The organism is Mucilaginibacter pallidiroseus (genome assembly GCF_007846085.1).
Classification (GTDB): domain Bacteria; phylum Bacteroidota; class Bacteroidia; order Sphingobacteriales; family Sphingobacteriaceae; genus Mucilaginibacter; species Mucilaginibacter pallidiroseus.
In genome coordinates, this window is sequence record NZ_VOEJ01000006.1 from 213284 (window position 1) to 227783 (window position 14500).

Below are 14500 nucleotides of genomic sequence, written 5' to 3' on the forward strand. Positions count from 1 at the left end.
CGCGTTTAAACTGTTTGCATATCAAACGGCAGCTTACGTATACGCTTGCCGGTAAGGTCAAAAATGGCATCTGTGAGCGCAGGTGCAAAAGGCGGCAACCCAGGTTCGCCAACGCCGCCTGCATCAGCGGTATTCTCCATGATGTGTACTTCTACGGGTGGCATATCGGCTATTCGCGGCATAGGGTAGTCATAAAAGTTATTTTGCTGCACAAGGCCGTCTTTAAAAGTGATCTCATGCGTGGTGGCGGCACCCAGGCCCATCAATACACTGCCTTCAACCTGTGCGGCAATAATATCAGGGTTAACGTACCAGCCGCAATCCATAACGGCCCACACCTTGTCAATTTTTATTTTGCCGTTTTGCTGGCGCGATACTTTTACTACCTGGCCAACCGTGGTATTGAAACACTCGGTAATGGCCACGCCATAGCCCGATTTTTTATCGCGCGATTTCCAGCCCGATACTTTTTCAAGTTTATCTATCAACTGCTGGCAACGCTCGTCTTTAAGATAAGCACGTCTAAAATCGAGCTGATCTTTATTTGCTTCATGAGCCATCTCGTTCAGGAAGCTTTCATAAGCAAAACCGTTGGTAGATGCATATACAGATCGCCACCACATGGCAGGTATCGGCGCCTCAAATACGACCTCAGCAAAACTCACGTTTTTAATGCTGTCGAAATACGGTTTCAGGAAACCTTCTGATGTGCTGTCATTAGCCTTGCCTGATGATTTTCCGTTGCTCCAATGATCAATATTTTGCCCGGCCATCCTGAATTTGGCCACGCTCATTTCGCCATTATCAATAACGCCCTGGCAGCGATAAGTTATACCGGGGCGGTAAGGGCCTTGAGTAAGGTCGTCCTCGCGCTTCCATATAACCTGCACCGGTGCGCCAGCCTCTTTAGAGATTACGGCTGCCTCGTGAGGATAATCCATAAAAGCTTTCCGACCGAATCCGCCACCCAAAAATGTCATGTTCACAATAACATTCTTTTTAGGCATTTTCATTTGCTTGCTCACAAAATCCTGCACCCACTCGGGCGCCTGTATTGGTCCCCATATCTCCAGCTTTTCCGGCCGGTACCATGCAACGCAGTTTACCGGTTCCATAGCGCTATGGCTTTGGTAGGGTGTTTGGTAAACAACATCAATAACTTTAGCCGCCTTGCTAATAGCTGCATCGGGGTTGCCCACCTTTTGCAGCAAAAGCCCTTCGTCTGTTTTTAGTTTTTCATGTTGGATTTTGTAAATGTCAGCCGTATTAATGTGCTCAAAGCCGGTATCGTCCCAGGTTACTTTCAAAGCCTTTTTACCCTGTAAAGCTGCCCAGGTTGATGTTGCCACAACGGCTACACCTTCCCTGTAAATGGTAAATACGCCCATTTTTACTTTAAACACCTTTTTCACTCCTGGCACCTTAAGCGCCTCGGTTGCATCAAAGCTTTTTACTTTGCCACGCATGCGCGGGTTGCGCTCGACGGCAGCATACAGCATGCCCGGCAATTTTTTATCGAGCCCAAATATGGCTTCGCCGTTTGTTTTGGCAGGGCTGTCGCGCCTGTTCAATGGCTTGCCTATCAGTTTGTACTCGGCACGTGTTTTTAAAGGAATATCCTGCGGTGGTGTAAGCTTCGAAGCTACCTCAACCAATTCGCCGTAGTGGAACTTTTTGCCGGTAGGCCTGTGAAATACATGGCCGGACTTTGCGTAGCAATCAATAAGCGGAACGCCCCATTTATTAGCTGCAGCGGTGACCAGCAATACCCTTGAGGTAGCGCCCAACTTAAGCAGGTTTTTGTATGACCCACGTATGGTTGAGCTGCCGCCGGTAATTTGGTTGCCAAATTTTTCCTGGTTACCCTCGCCAAAGATTACATCTATATCTTTCAGGTCAACTTCTAATTCTTCTGCCACAATTTGCGGTACCGATTGGTACGAGCCTTGGCCCATTTCGGCACGGTGGTCAACAATCGTCACCTTTCCGTTGGTATCTATATGGATCCAGGCATTCATTTCAATGCCTGCTTTTTCTGCATTTGCGGCGGTTATCAGGTTTTCGTTTTTTGCTTCGGCCACAAAATAGGTGCCCAGGCAAAGTGCCGACCCTGCAAGCCCCGATATTTTCAGGAAATTTCTTCTCGATATTGCGTTAGCTTCCATACAGTAAATACTTTTATAGCAATTAACTTATCTGTAAATCATTATTTAGCTTTTGCACTTGGTGCATAAGCGCCCGTAGTAAGCCAGGTTATCCAGGCTTTTTTAAAGGCGGCATGGCTCATTGGCGGCAAAGTCCGCCCATCGCCGGGATTCCAGCCGGCAAGCACAAGCCCATCGTCAGCATGTTCAATCAGCTTTTTCATACCCTTGTTGCCATTGCGTTTAGGGTCAACCAATTGCTGAGCCAGTTGCCTTGGCGTTCTTCCCTGGAAAACCATTTTCATGTTGGCCGGCGGTAAATGCCAGTTGGGGTTACCGGGTGGCATATGTAAGCCGGGTGTATTGGTTGGCTGGTGGCAGTTCGCACATTTCATGGCGTAAACACCTTTACCGTCAATCCCTCTTTTAGGGGCCATGGTGTGCAGGTGGTTATCATCGCCCTGCAATGGAATATCACCAGATGGGTGGCAGTTCATGCAACGGGCACTCATCAGCACGGTGTAAACCTGTTTAAAAGCTTTTACAGATGCAACGCTATCCTTTTTAACAACATAGCTTGTATCGGTTTTTGATGCATCGGGTTTATCATTTATAGCAAATGCCATTACACCCACTGCTATAAGCAGGCTTGCTACTACGGCAAGCGCTTTTGCAGGAAACGTACTTTTGTTTATTGTAGAAATTTGCTGTTTCATTTACTGGCCATTGCCTTTCTCTGCAACTCGGCAGCTAAGTGGATTGCACTGCGAATGCGCTGATAAGTGCCGCAGCGGCAAATGTTACCAGACATAGCATCATCAATATCCTGGTCTGTTGGTTGTGGGTTTTCCCGGAGCAGTACCGCTGCCGACATTAACTGGCCCGATTGACAATAGCCGCACTGTGGCACATTAAGTTCGTTCCATGCCTGTTGCAATGGATGGTTGTTATTGGCTGATAATCCCTCAATAGTTACAACCTGTTGCCCTGCGGCACGGCTAAGCTTGGTAACGCATGAGCGTACCGACTCGCCATTTAAATGCACCGTGCAGGCGCCGCATTGCGCCGCTCCGCAACCATATTTAGTGCCCGTTAAGCCTATAATATCCCTGATTGCCCATAACAGCGGCATGTTTGGGTCGGCATCAACTTTATGTTTTTGCCCATTAACCGTTAGTGTGATCATAAGCGCCTTTGCTTTATTTGTAAAGTTATTGGTTGTTATAAAGTTAATTTAAGTTTTGGTTAATCCAAACTAAAAGCAGCGTATGGGTTTATAGATGGCGTGATTCGTTTGCGTTGTGGCAAGTTACCAAGCAATACTACAAGGCAAGCCGGCAATGCAACATGCAACAGAGGGACGACTTAAATGTTTAATTCTTGATTTTTAAGCAGTCAGGTGTCGTAAGCCAGTTATCAGTTACAAGAAACAGCTTAGCTATCATTAATGTGCTTACTTTTGCAAAATGAAAAACTTCACCACCGAAGCCGAAGGAGCCGTATTTAATTTTATAACCATGAATCGCCGCCGCTTGCAGTTGTTCCAGGTTTATGTTGAGCATGAAGGTGCCAAACACCGCTTCCATATGCAGGTAAATGAGGAAACCGGCGACTTTTACATAACAGACCCGGCCAAGTGCCCGGAAGTTTTTCACAAAGCGGTGCCTATCTTAAACAGCGCCATAAAAATTTATGGCAAGCTGGATAAAATTCCGGTTTAATGTCAATATAACATTTACACATTGCGTTTTTTAGATTAAATTGCGGGTCGAGCTGTAACAGCTATGAGGCAGCTCTCGCTGCTAAAACAAATTATATTTGACGGTAATAACCCCTTATTAATGATGCCAAAAGCGCTTAGAAACCAAACACAGTCATATCTAACTTATCCAGTTAACCAATTCAATTTTAAACGGTACTCAATTTTCTGCGCAGCCATCGCAACAAGTATTTTTACGATGCTTAATATACAGGCTGTTGCCCAAACCAAACCCGTATATAAAAATGCAAAGGCACCCATTGATAAACGCGTAAGCGACCTGTTATCAAGAATGACCCTGCCCGAAAAGATAGGTCAGCTTAATACCCTGCTTGGTTGGCCCATGTATGAAAAAAACGGTACTAACGTGGGGCCATCGGCTGAGTTTAAAAAGGCAATTACCGAGCAGCACATAGGCATGCTATGGGGCACGCTGCGTGCCGACCCATGGACGAAAAAAACACTTGAGAACGGCCTCGACCCATATATGGCTGCAAAGGCAACCAACGCCATGCAGCGTTGGGCAATGGAGAACAGCCGCCTGGGTATCCCGGTATTTTTAGCTGAAGAAGCGCCCCATGGCCATATGGCAATAGGTACAACCGTGTTCCCTACGGCAATAGGCCAAAGCAGCACCTGGGACGATGCCCTGATACAAGAAATGGCTACAACCATTGGTAAAGAAGCACGCTTGCAAGGTGCGCATATAGGCTACGGCCCAATACTTGATCTTGCCCGCGAACTACGCTGGTCAAGAGTGGAAGAAACCTACGGCGAAGACCCTTACCTGAATGGCACAATGGGCGTGGCAGTTGTAAAGGGCTTTCAGGGAAACAACATTAACAGCGGTACTAATATTATATCCACTTTAAAACACTATACCGCGTACGGTGTGCCTGAGGGCGGCCACAACGGTGGCTTTGTTACGTTGGGGCAACGGGCATTATTGCAAGATTACCTGCCGCCGTTTGAGCGGGCCGTTAAAGCCGGGGCATTATCTGTCATGACTGCTTATAACTCCATAGATGGAATACCTTGCAGCAGCAACAGCTATTTGCTTAACGATGTTTTAAGAAAGCAGTGGGGTTTTAATGGTTTTGTAGTGTCGGACCTTAACAGCATTAGCGGGCTTTCGGGTTCAGACAAGGTGGCTGCCGACGATATCGAAGCAGCTGCACAATCATTTAACGCCGGCCTGGATAATGATTTGGGCGGCAACGTTTTTGGCAAGTCGTTATTGAAAGCCATTAACGATGGCTCGGTATCAATGGCTCGTGTTGATGAAGCTGTTGGCCGTATACTAAGGTTGAAATTTGAAATGGGCTTGTTTGATAATCCATATGTTGATGCTGATAAGGCGAAAAGGCAAGTGCGCACCAAAGAAGCTATTGCGCTTGCCCGCCGCGTGGCCGATGAGTCGATCATTCTATTAAAGAACGACAAGCAACTGCTTCCCTTAAATAAATCCATAAAAAACATAGCTGTTGTAGGCCCCAATGCCGACAATATGTATAATCAGCTTGGCGATTATACCGCACCCCAGCAGGAAAGCAATATTATTACCTTATTGCAGGGTATAAAGCAAAAAGTGCCATCGGCAACTATAAGGTATGTAAAAGGCTGCGCCATACGGGATACCACGCAAGACGAAATTGCACAAGCTGTTGAAGCCGCCATGAAAAGCGACGTAGTGGTAGTCGCCCTGGGCGGATCAAGCGCCCGCGACTTTAAAACAAGCTACCTGGCCACCGGTGCGGCCGTTGTAAACGCCAGCATGAGTGATATGGAAAGCGGCGAAGGTTACGACCGTGAGAGCCTTGATATGATGGGCCGCCAGCTTCAATTGCTGCAGGCACTTGCAAAAACAGGCAAACCTATTGTATTGGTATTAATAGAGGGCCGTCCTTTAAATATCAACTGGGCCGCTGCCAATATTCCAGCTATTGTTATGGGTTGGTACCCGGGGCAGGAGGGTGGTAACGCGCTCGCTGATGTGTTGTTTGGCGATTATAACCCTGCCGGGCGCTTGCCTATATCTATACCTGTCTCCGTAGGGCAACTGCCTGTTTACTATGGCCACCAAAACAGCGTTAGGCATGATTATGTTGAAGGCAGCACCAAACCACTTTATACTTTCGGCTACGGGCTAAGTTACACCACTTTCCAGTATGCTAATCCGCAGGCGCAAACTTCAACCGTAAATGGGCAACTATCGATAACTGTATCATTTGATATTAAAAACACCGGCAACAAGGACGGTGATGAAGTTGCACAGTTATATGTTAAAGATGATGTAAGCTCGGTAGTGGTGCCCAACAGGTTGCTTAAAGGCTTTAAGCGTGTGCATTTAAAAGCAGGCGAACAAAAGAGAATAACGTTAACCCTCTCTGCCGCAGACTTGAGCCTTATAGATAAAAACTACCAGCGCGTAGCCGAAAAAGGCGGCTTTACCTTTTTAATAGGTGGTAATGCCGAGCAGCCGCAGCTCACAGCGAAATACACGCTGGAACAAACGGTTTACGTAAAGAATTAATAATATACATGTAGTATGTCGGCAGGGTTTGTATTGAAGGAACTTGAAACTTCGCGACTGAGATTACGGCAGTTATTTGCTGATGATGCCGGGCAACTGGTTTTGTTACGTTGCGACGAGCGCGTTAACCGCTACCTGAACAGGCCAAAATCTACATCATATGACCAAGCAGCAGGCTTTATAGACAGGGTTTTATCAAATAACGCTTACTATTGGGCAATAAACTTGAAGCATGAAACCACTCTTATTGGCACCGTTTGCCTATGGAACCCAAGGTTTTCAATAGATTGTTATAATCTGTTTACATTACTGATTTAAGTAAAAATATTAGGGCGTCAATCCTTTTCAAGGTTACACCTACGAGAATATAATTCGGCGTATTTTTTTACAGCTTTTTTAAAAATTGTACGGTGCCGACGAGTTTGCATGGAGATGGTGTTAGTACCCATAATTTCACTGGCTCGTTCGCCATACTTAAAATAATTACTCCGAAATTCGTTATCTTTTCTAATAACTGAGTAAACAAATTCGCCAAATTGATTAGGCACAAGCTTTTTAAAGCTACGACGGACAGTTTTTTTATCTAAATCAATATCTGTGTATAAGCGGTAGAGCCTTCTGTTGAATAAGGCAGTATTAGACTTTTGGCCGCTATAGGCCGCTGAAAAAGCGCGCTTAGTACGACTTTTTACAGCCACGATCATCCTGCGATAAAACTTGGAAAGGTTGGCGGACTTTATTAACGTTCGATCTCCATAAAATTCAAAACCAAGATATGTTAATGGACGATTTGGATGAAACTTGCCGTTTTTCCAAAGGCTTGATAATAATTTTTTTCTTCCTTTAAATTCTTTAATTGCGTAATAATACTCTTCATTTTTACCGGGGCTTACCCGCAATTCGCTTTCAAGCAATGCGTCATCAACCAAAGCGTTTAACTCAATCTTGTCAGTGTCTCCACAAACAATAATGATATCATCAGAGTAGCGACGATAAAAGCCTTTTCGCTTCTTTACGACTTCTGCAAGCATAATTTTATCGAAATTCAAAAGATACAAATTTGCTAAAGTAGCGCTTATAGGTAGTCCTTGCGGTATTCCAACAACTTCACCGCGGTTATTTTTGAAATTGTTTTTGTGAACTTTTAATTGTCCTTTTTTTAACGTTTCTCTGAAATCCGAAGAATCATAAAAAAAAGCCGACACGTTGGTCTTCCGAATCTGAGCGAGACGCTTTTCATCAAAGCCAGCACGTCTATTTGAGTTGCTGGACGACATTCGTAAATCATCGCGATATATAAAAGAGAAGTTTGTTGCAGCTTTGAAAACACTGTAGTGGTCGGCTGGAAGTGTATATTCACCAAGCAAATCCATCCACGCCTTTTTGAGTATGCGGTGGTTCATGTTGCTGAAAAATTTCTCTATATCATATTTTAAGGCCCAGCAACCTTTTTCTGCCCTATTCCCTATCTCTTGAAACACCTCATGTGCAAAATCGATAGTTCCTTTGTTTTTGCCCTTTCGTACAGGATGTGCAATTTGAATATATGCCGTAACGCAATCAGTCAATCCCTCTGTTTCACGTAGTTCCTCCAGATATTTCCTTTGTAACTGCTCGCCATAGTGCCCAAAAATCATTGCATCAATGTGAGTAGCATAATGCAAAGGCCGAAGCTTAAATGTTTTTTCGCCATCGTGCGAATGGCCGCGTTTGGTGCCATCCTTATTCAACTTATAACGCCTGACTTTAATATTTGTATGAATGAGGGGAAAAAATGCATGCCTCGCCACTTCGGATTTGTTTCTCACAAAACCTAATACTTTACCGCGCTCTTCCTTTACATTTATTTGGTTCGTTAAATGGAGATAGCCGCGATTACGAAGCCATGTTGTTTTTCTTTTTTTCTTCATAAAAAAAGGGACTTCGGATTCTCGCGTAGTTGATATCAGACCCGCATACACCAGTAGGCTGACCGTTACCCAATTTCTTGAGTCACGCCATTGTATCGAATTATATATTGAAACATCAAACAATAGTTAAAGCAATGAAATCACTTATAAACATATTCAAGATAATCGCTATATTTGTTCAATGTCTAACCGCAGCATTGCCAATGATGAGTTGCCTCACTAAAGGTTCGCTAATGACTTATAATCAGCGGGAGATGATTAACACCTCTGCTTCTTACAAGGCCGGTAATGACAATGTACATCCATCATGCACTATTTCGCATGAAGTATCTTTTGGTCAATTCCAAATGCAATAAAAAGGCCATTTCTTCCTCCGAAGTCCCTTCCAAAGATATTATATTTGAGTTTATTTTTTCCTATGCCTAAATTTATAATTGGAAATACTGTAGTATTACAATCACACCCATTTCAAGAAAATATTACATCGATAATCATAAGCGGTGAATTTCTTATGATACCACCTATCATGATTGTCACCGAGATAATTAACCATGACGACGATCCAGAGCCTAAACCGGTAAATAAATATAAATGCATTTGGTTTTCAAGTAAGCGGAACCAATTCGTTGAAAGCAACTTACTGGAGGGAGACTTGCGCCTCATCAATTTAAAGGAAATAGAAGAGGAAGAATTACAACTAGGATCACTGGTCGCACTAAAAACACTACCAGTCGAACTTGGAAAGGAACGGAGCTTTTTGCATTCCGAATTATTACAAAACTCAACTAAAAAAACGAACACGTCAAGTGGGTTATTAACTTTTGTAAGCCCGGTTATGAGCGTTATTGAAATTGTAAAACACAATGATGAAAAAGACAGTAAGGTAAGCTCAGATATAAAACGTAAAAAAATCTACCCGGAAAATCTCGTAAAATGTAAATGGTTTGATGCTGCCGGAGAAAAGTTTTCAGAATATTTGTTACCTATTGAATCACTTTTGGTAATACCCAAACCGAATGAAGAATTGCTATCTATGCTATCAAAGGCGATTTCGGAAGATAGCTACCTACTTACTGGCGACACATTACTGAAACCATTACAACTATCTAACCGAAGCGGCTATTTTCATTTAACATATTTCGATTATGTGTTAAATAAGAACATCAGCAAAGAAATTGATCAAATTATTGATCCAAAAATAATTTTAAACCCTTTTAAAACGCATGCCCCAATTTTTAAAAAGCGTAAAAAAGGAGGTAAGATTATCTTGAAACAAACCATTGATATCAACACCTTACTTGAAAAAGCTTTAAAACGAACCGATAAAAAATATCTTTTCATAAAATACCAAGACCGATTTGGCCAGATAACTACAAGAACAATCAGTAGATATGAGTTAATTGAGGGTGAAGATGATTTATCCCTTAAAAAAAGTTTAATTAAGTATTTAAGGGCTTTTTGCCATTTACGGAATGCTGATAGAAACTTTAGAATTACTTCGATAATCGAAGTTAGTGAGTTGGTATTGGCTTACTAAATTAAAACTGCAACCGTAGGGAAAAGATTTTGTGACTTTCATTGCGATAGCATTGCCTACTGCCACAACCATCAAATAATAAATAAAAAGCCTCCTTAAATAATCAGGAGGCTTATAAAAATTTTTTCAAATACACCCCATGTGGGATCTTTTCGTGGTACCAACTGGGATCGAACCAGTGACACAAGGATTTTCAGTCCTTTGCTCTACCATCTGAGCTATGGTACCATCTCTTTGTTTGAGGTCTGCAAATGTAGCGTTTTTTTTAAAGTTGGAAACTTTTTTTTGAAAATACTTTGGTGTCTATTAACTGTTAAGGATTTGTAATCTGTTTATCAGTTAATTAGCCGAAAAATATTTTTTTAATGTTGTTATAAGCCCACAACATTGCAACTTTACCCTTGGCTTGGCCTTGTATCATTAAAACAAATGGCTACTTTAGCTTGTAATTGCTATGCATGCATAATATTTAATATGGCGGCTCAAATTGTATTTATTGTTATTTTAACAGCTGCGGTTTACCTGTTCGGTAAAAATGTGGCAAAGGTTCGCCGCAATATTTTGCTTGGCCGTGATGTTGATAGGAGTGATAACCCTGCAAAACGCTGGGGTATTATGGCTCGTGTTGCACTTGGGCAAAGTAAGATGGTGAAGCGCCCGGTAGCTGCCATACTGCATATTTTGGTATATGTTGGCTTCGTTATCATCAATATTGAGGTGCTGGAGATCATGGTCGACGGTATTTTTGGGTCGCACCGAGTATTTGCAAAGCCGCTTGGCGGCTTTTACAGCATGCTTATTGGTGGGTTCGAGGTGCTGGCTTTGCTGGTGCTGGCAGCTTGTGTTGTTTTCCTTGTAAGGCGTAATGTGATCAAACTTAAGCGCTTTAGCGGTACCGAAATGACGGCATGGCCAAAGTCTGACGCGAATTATATCCTTATTACTGAAATTCTGTTGATGGGTGCGTTCTTAACCATGAACGCCTCCGATTATAAATTGCAGCTTCTACATTTTGGCCATTATGCAACAGCAGGCAGCTTCCCGATAGGGGCGATGATAGCGCCACTGCTGCCCAATAGCACCGAAGCGCTTGTTATAACAGAGCGGGTTTGCTGGTGGTTTCATATTATCGGGATATTAGCCTTCTTAAATTATCTGCCATACTCAAAGCATTTTCATATCCTGCTGGCTTTTCCAAATATTTACTACTCTAACTTAAATAAAAAGGGAAAGTTTACCAACATGGATTCGGTTACCGGGGAGGTAAAGGCCATGCTTGATCCTTCTTTTGTTCCGGAAGGTACCGAGATAAGCCGGTTTGGTGCAAAAGACGTAACGGACCTTACCTGGAAAAACCTGATGGATGCTTACACCTGCACCGAGTGCGGCAGGTGCACATCTGTATGCCCTGCAAATATTACGGGTAAGTTATTGTCGCCGCGTAAAATCATGATGGACACCCGCGACAGGCTTACCGAAGTAGGTAATGACATCGACAAGCATGGAAAGGACTATAATGATGATAAGTCACTGTTGGATAATTACATAAGTCGCGAAGAATTGTGGGCTTGTACAACATGTAACGCCTGCGTTGAGGCATGCCCGGTTAACATCAACCCATTAGAGATTATAACCGAAATGCGCAGGTACGTGATTATGGAAGAGTCGCAGGCACCGGCCAGCCTTAACAACATGTTCGGCAATATGGAAAATAACGGCGCCCCCTGGAAGTATAGCCAAAGCGACAGGCTAAATTGGGCGCTAAACAATTAAAAGCATTCACAATGTCAAACGGTACCATAGATAGCAAACACCAGTTGTTTATTGAAAAAGTAAGCGCGGCCAAAATAGTTTGGGGCTTAAAAAATAAAGAGGGCTGGGCCAACTCGCACTCGCGTGAGGATGAGCAGGTGGATGTAATACCATTTTGGTCGGACAGGGCGCTGGCAAAGGCTTCCGCACGCGACGATTGGAAAGGATATACACCTACTGAAATATTGCTGAGCGACTTCCTGGAGAACTGGTGCACAGGCATGGCAGAAAATGATACGCTTGTAGGTACTAACTGGGATGCAAACATGAATGGCGCCGAAAGCGATGCACTTGAGGTAGCCCTGCAAATTTTGTTGCGGTTAAAGGATATGAACTCGGCCATCAAGTTTAAAAACTATGGCAGCCTTGATGATTTCATTGCAGATATAGCCAATGATGAAGAAGAGGAGGGAGAGGATTAGCTATGGAACTGATTATCCCTACAATGGCCCAAATGGCGGCCGAAGGTAAACAACCAGATATTTTGTTTTGGGTAGGTTGCGCAGGCAGCTTTGACGAGCGTGCTCAAAAAATCACGCGCGATATATGCAAGATACTGCAACATGTTAATATCAGCTATGCTGTATTAGGAACAGAAGAAGCCTGCACCGGCGACCCTGCCAAACGTGCAGGTAACGAGTTTTTGTTCCAGATGCAGGCGATGATGAACATACAGGTGCTTGATGGTTACAACATTAAAAAGATTGTAACCGGATGCCCGCACTGCTTTAATACCATAGCCAACGAGTACCCCGGCCTTGGCGGTAACTACGAAGTGATACACCACACGCAGTTGATACAACAATTGATTGACGAAGGTAAACTAAAGGCCGAGGGTGGTGAAAGTTTTAAAGGCAGGCGCATAACGTTTCATGACCCATGTTACCTTGGCCGGGGCAACAATGTTTACGAAGCGCCACGACGTGCGTTAGAAGTATTAGATACCGAACTGGTTGAAATGAAGCGTTGCAAAAGCAATGGCCTTTGCTGCGGTGCCGGCGGTGCCCAAATGTTTAAAGAACCCGAGCCGGGCAAAAAGGAAATTAATGATGAGCGCATGCTGGATGTACTCGAAGCCAAAGCCAACGTAATAGCATCAGGCTGCCCATTTTGCATGACCATGTTAAGCGATGGCGTTAAGCATATTGATAAAGAGCAGGAAATAAAGGTGCTGGATATCGCCGAGATCACGGTAAGGGCGAACGGATTGTAGCCGTATTTTGATATTGCTACAAAGTCTTATAATTGCTTTTCTTTAAGAAAAGCGAGCGCCTGTTTCAAGCTATCCAGCTTTTGAGCAGGCATTTTTTTGACGGGCAGGTTTAATGTTGTGGCCATCGAATCCACGTCGCCTTCAGGGTCGTTGTAGGTTTGCACAATAATGTCGTCGGTACGGGTACTAACAGTTATAGTGTCGGTATTTCCCTGGCCGGGTTTGTAACCAAGCGTGGTAAAACGCTGTAAGTTAAAAGAAAAATATTCCTGCTTGCCTTGTTGATAAGTTTTGCGCAGGCGTATAAAATGGTCGGGCGTAAGGCTTATTTCGTACTTTTTCAGTTTTGGTTCAACAGAGGCATCATATGCCTCGGTAAAAAAGCGATTACCCCAGCTTATCCATTCCTGCTCATTCATCAGTCCCTTAAAACTCCACAGAAACGCACAAATAGCCAACATGGTGCTGCTTAGTATTATCTTTTTGAGTGCTTTTATAATTGATGCAGGCATGACAACAAATAGTAACCTCAAGTTAATAAATTGAATAAATTTGCATTATGGAATTTTCTTCACATTCAAGGGTTTGGATATACCAGGCCGATCGTAAATTGAGCGATACCGAAGTACAGCAAATACAAATTGCCATGGACAATTTTACCCGCAGCTGGACCGCCCATAACAACCAGTTGCTTGCTAAAGCCGAGATTAGGTACAATCGATTTTTGATTTTGTTTGTTGACGAAAGCCAGGCCGGTGCAAGTGGTTGCTCTATTGATAAATCTGTAAACTTTATGAAGCAGGTTGAAGAGCACTTTGGCATCAATTTGTTCGACAGGTTTAACCTGGCCTATCGTGATGGCGAGGAAGTTATTTCCCTGCCCCGCCACCAGTTTGAAGACCTGATAAAGGAGGGTAAGATCACAAAGGAAACTATTGTGTATAACAACCTTGCCCAAACCCTTACCGAACTGCAAACCAAATGGGAGGTGCCATTTAAAGATAGCTGGCACATACAGCTGTTTGGCGATCTGGTGTAATTACAATTTGCTTATATTTGATTATGACAACTTTTACTGTGCAGGTAAAAGATAGCGATGCCGAGATGGTGTTAACTATCTTAAAAAAATTTAAGGCGAAGATTATTGAAGCACCCAAAGAAGGTAGCCTTACTGCCGATATTGCGACCGCGCTAAAAGAGGTTAAGGAGATGCAGGACGGAAAAATGAAAAAACTAAGCCTCGACGATATCTGATGGCTAATCAGGTAATTTATTCTTCCGTTTTTATAAGAAAAGCTAAAGCCCTTAAAAAACGGCATATATCACTTGTTGACGATTTAAAAGACCTTGAAAGATCATTGATTGCAAATCCGGTACAGGGTGATAACTTGGGTTCCGGATTATATAAAGTGCGCTTGGCAGTTACAAGTAAAGGGAAAGGCAAAAGTGGCGGATACAGAGTAATAACTTATTTAATTTCCAACATAGATGGCAACACTGCTATCAATATGCTTACCATCTACGACAAAACGGATGAGAGCAGTATCGACAAAAAATTCCTTGTAAATCTCCTTAAAAATCTTTTTCCGTAA

General features: G+C 43.3%; 15 protein-coding genes and 1 tRNA gene. 10 read left to right on the forward strand and 6 right to left on the reverse strand.

Annotated features, from left to right (window positions below):
• Positions 1-5: 5 nt before the first annotated feature.
• The 3 genes from FPZ43_RS13690 to FPZ43_RS13700 are packed head-to-tail and all read right to left on the reverse strand — an operon-like array spanning position 6 to position 3330.
• Positions 6-2165 carry a xanthine dehydrogenase family protein molybdopterin-binding subunit gene (locus FPZ43_RS13690; protein WP_146382488.1) on the reverse strand — a complete coding sequence of 720 codons (2160 nt, stop codon included), beginning with the start codon at positions 2163-2165 and terminating at the stop codon, positions 6-8.
• A 41-nt stretch (positions 2166-2206) separates the two neighbouring features.
• Positions 2207-2860 carry a hypothetical protein gene (locus tag FPZ43_RS13695; RefSeq protein WP_146382489.1) on the reverse strand — a complete coding sequence of 218 codons (654 nt, stop codon included), beginning with the start codon at positions 2858-2860 and terminating at the stop codon, positions 2207-2209.
• Positions 2857-3330 carry a (2Fe-2S)-binding protein gene (locus FPZ43_RS13700; RefSeq protein WP_146382490.1) on the reverse strand — a complete coding sequence of 158 codons (474 nt, stop codon included), beginning with the start codon at positions 3328-3330 and terminating at the stop codon, positions 2857-2859. The genes FPZ43_RS13695 and FPZ43_RS13700 overlap by 4 nt, the downstream gene beginning before the upstream one ends.
• A gap of 280 nt (positions 3331-3610) precedes the next feature.
• Here FPZ43_RS13700 and FPZ43_RS13705 point away from each other — a divergent pair, with 280 nt between their 5' ends.
• From FPZ43_RS13705 to FPZ43_RS13715, 3 genes are all read left to right on the forward strand, one after another.
• Positions 3611-3865 carry a hypothetical protein gene (locus FPZ43_RS13705; RefSeq protein WP_146382491.1) on the forward strand — a complete coding sequence of 85 codons (255 nt, stop codon included), beginning with the start codon at positions 3611-3613 and terminating at the stop codon, positions 3863-3865.
• A 237-nt stretch (positions 3866-4102) separates the two neighbouring features.
• On the forward strand, positions 4103-6436 hold the full coding sequence (locus FPZ43_RS13710) for a glycoside hydrolase family 3 N-terminal domain-containing protein (RefSeq protein WP_146382492.1): 2334 nt from the start codon (positions 4103-4105) through the stop codon (positions 6434-6436).
• Between the two features lie 15 nt (positions 6437-6451).
• Positions 6452-6754 carry a GNAT family N-acetyltransferase gene (locus FPZ43_RS13715; RefSeq protein WP_146382493.1) on the forward strand — a complete coding sequence of 101 codons (303 nt, stop codon included), beginning with the start codon at positions 6452-6454 and terminating at the stop codon, positions 6752-6754.
• Positions 6755-6771: 17 nt separating this feature from the next.
• Here the strand turns inward: FPZ43_RS13715 and FPZ43_RS13720 are convergent, their stop codons facing one another.
• Positions 6772-8346: a reverse transcriptase domain-containing protein gene (locus FPZ43_RS13720; protein ID WP_146382494.1), complete on the reverse strand. Its 1575-nt coding sequence runs from the start codon at positions 8344-8346 to the stop codon at positions 6772-6774.
• A gap of 526 nt (positions 8347-8872) precedes the next feature.
• Here FPZ43_RS13720 and FPZ43_RS13725 point away from each other — a divergent pair.
• Positions 8873-9883: a WYL domain-containing protein gene (locus FPZ43_RS13725; protein ID WP_186461839.1), complete on the forward strand. Its 1011-nt coding sequence runs from the start codon at positions 8873-8875 to the stop codon at positions 9881-9883.
• Between the two features lie 155 nt (positions 9884-10038).
• Here the strand turns inward: FPZ43_RS13725 and FPZ43_RS13730 are convergent.
• Positions 10039-10111, reverse strand: a tRNA-Phe gene (locus FPZ43_RS13730).
• A 246-nt stretch (positions 10112-10357) separates the two neighbouring features.
• On the opposite strand from FPZ43_RS13730, the gene FPZ43_RS13735 reads away from it, so the two are divergent.
• The 3 genes from FPZ43_RS13735 to FPZ43_RS13745 are packed head-to-tail and all read left to right on the forward strand — an operon-like array spanning position 10358 to position 12908.
• Positions 10358-11656 carry a (Fe-S)-binding protein gene (locus FPZ43_RS13735; protein WP_146382496.1) on the forward strand — a complete coding sequence of 433 codons (1299 nt, stop codon included), beginning with the start codon at positions 10358-10360 and terminating at the stop codon, positions 11654-11656.
• Between the two features lie 11 nt (positions 11657-11667).
• Positions 11668-12117, forward strand: coding sequence for a DUF2750 domain-containing protein (locus tag FPZ43_RS13740; RefSeq protein WP_146382497.1), 450 nt, complete (start codon positions 11668-11670; stop codon positions 12115-12117).
• A 2-nt stretch (positions 12118-12119) separates the two neighbouring features.
• The gene (locus FPZ43_RS13745) at positions 12120-12908 is read left to right on the forward strand and encodes a (Fe-S)-binding protein (RefSeq protein WP_146382498.1); all 789 of its coding nucleotides are present in this window, start codon (positions 12120-12122) and stop codon (positions 12906-12908) included.
• Between the two features lie 26 nt (positions 12909-12934).
• Here FPZ43_RS13745 and FPZ43_RS13750 read toward each other — a convergent pair whose 3' ends face one another.
• Positions 12935-13420 (reverse strand): hypothetical protein, encoded by a 486-nt coding sequence (locus tag FPZ43_RS13750; protein ID WP_146382499.1) that lies wholly within the window; start codon positions 13418-13420, stop codon positions 12935-12937.
• Positions 13421-13467: 47 nt separating this feature from the next.
• On the opposite strand from FPZ43_RS13750, the gene FPZ43_RS13755 reads away from it, so the two are divergent.
• From FPZ43_RS13755 to FPZ43_RS13765, 3 genes are read left to right on the forward strand one after another with little or no spacing between them, the layout of a single operon-like run.
• Positions 13468-13947 (forward strand): ABC transporter ATPase, encoded by a 480-nt coding sequence (locus FPZ43_RS13755; RefSeq protein ID WP_146382500.1) that lies wholly within the window; start codon positions 13468-13470, stop codon positions 13945-13947.
• A gap of 23 nt (positions 13948-13970) precedes the next feature.
• A complete protein-coding gene (locus FPZ43_RS13760) occupies positions 13971-14162 on the forward strand; it encodes a hypothetical protein (protein WP_146382501.1) in 192 nt (63 codons plus the stop codon).
• Entirely contained in the window at positions 14162-14500 is a 339-nt protein-coding gene (locus tag FPZ43_RS13765; protein ID WP_146382502.1) for a type II toxin-antitoxin system RelE/ParE family toxin, read from the forward strand. Before FPZ43_RS13760 ends, FPZ43_RS13765 begins: the two co-directional genes overlap by 1 nt.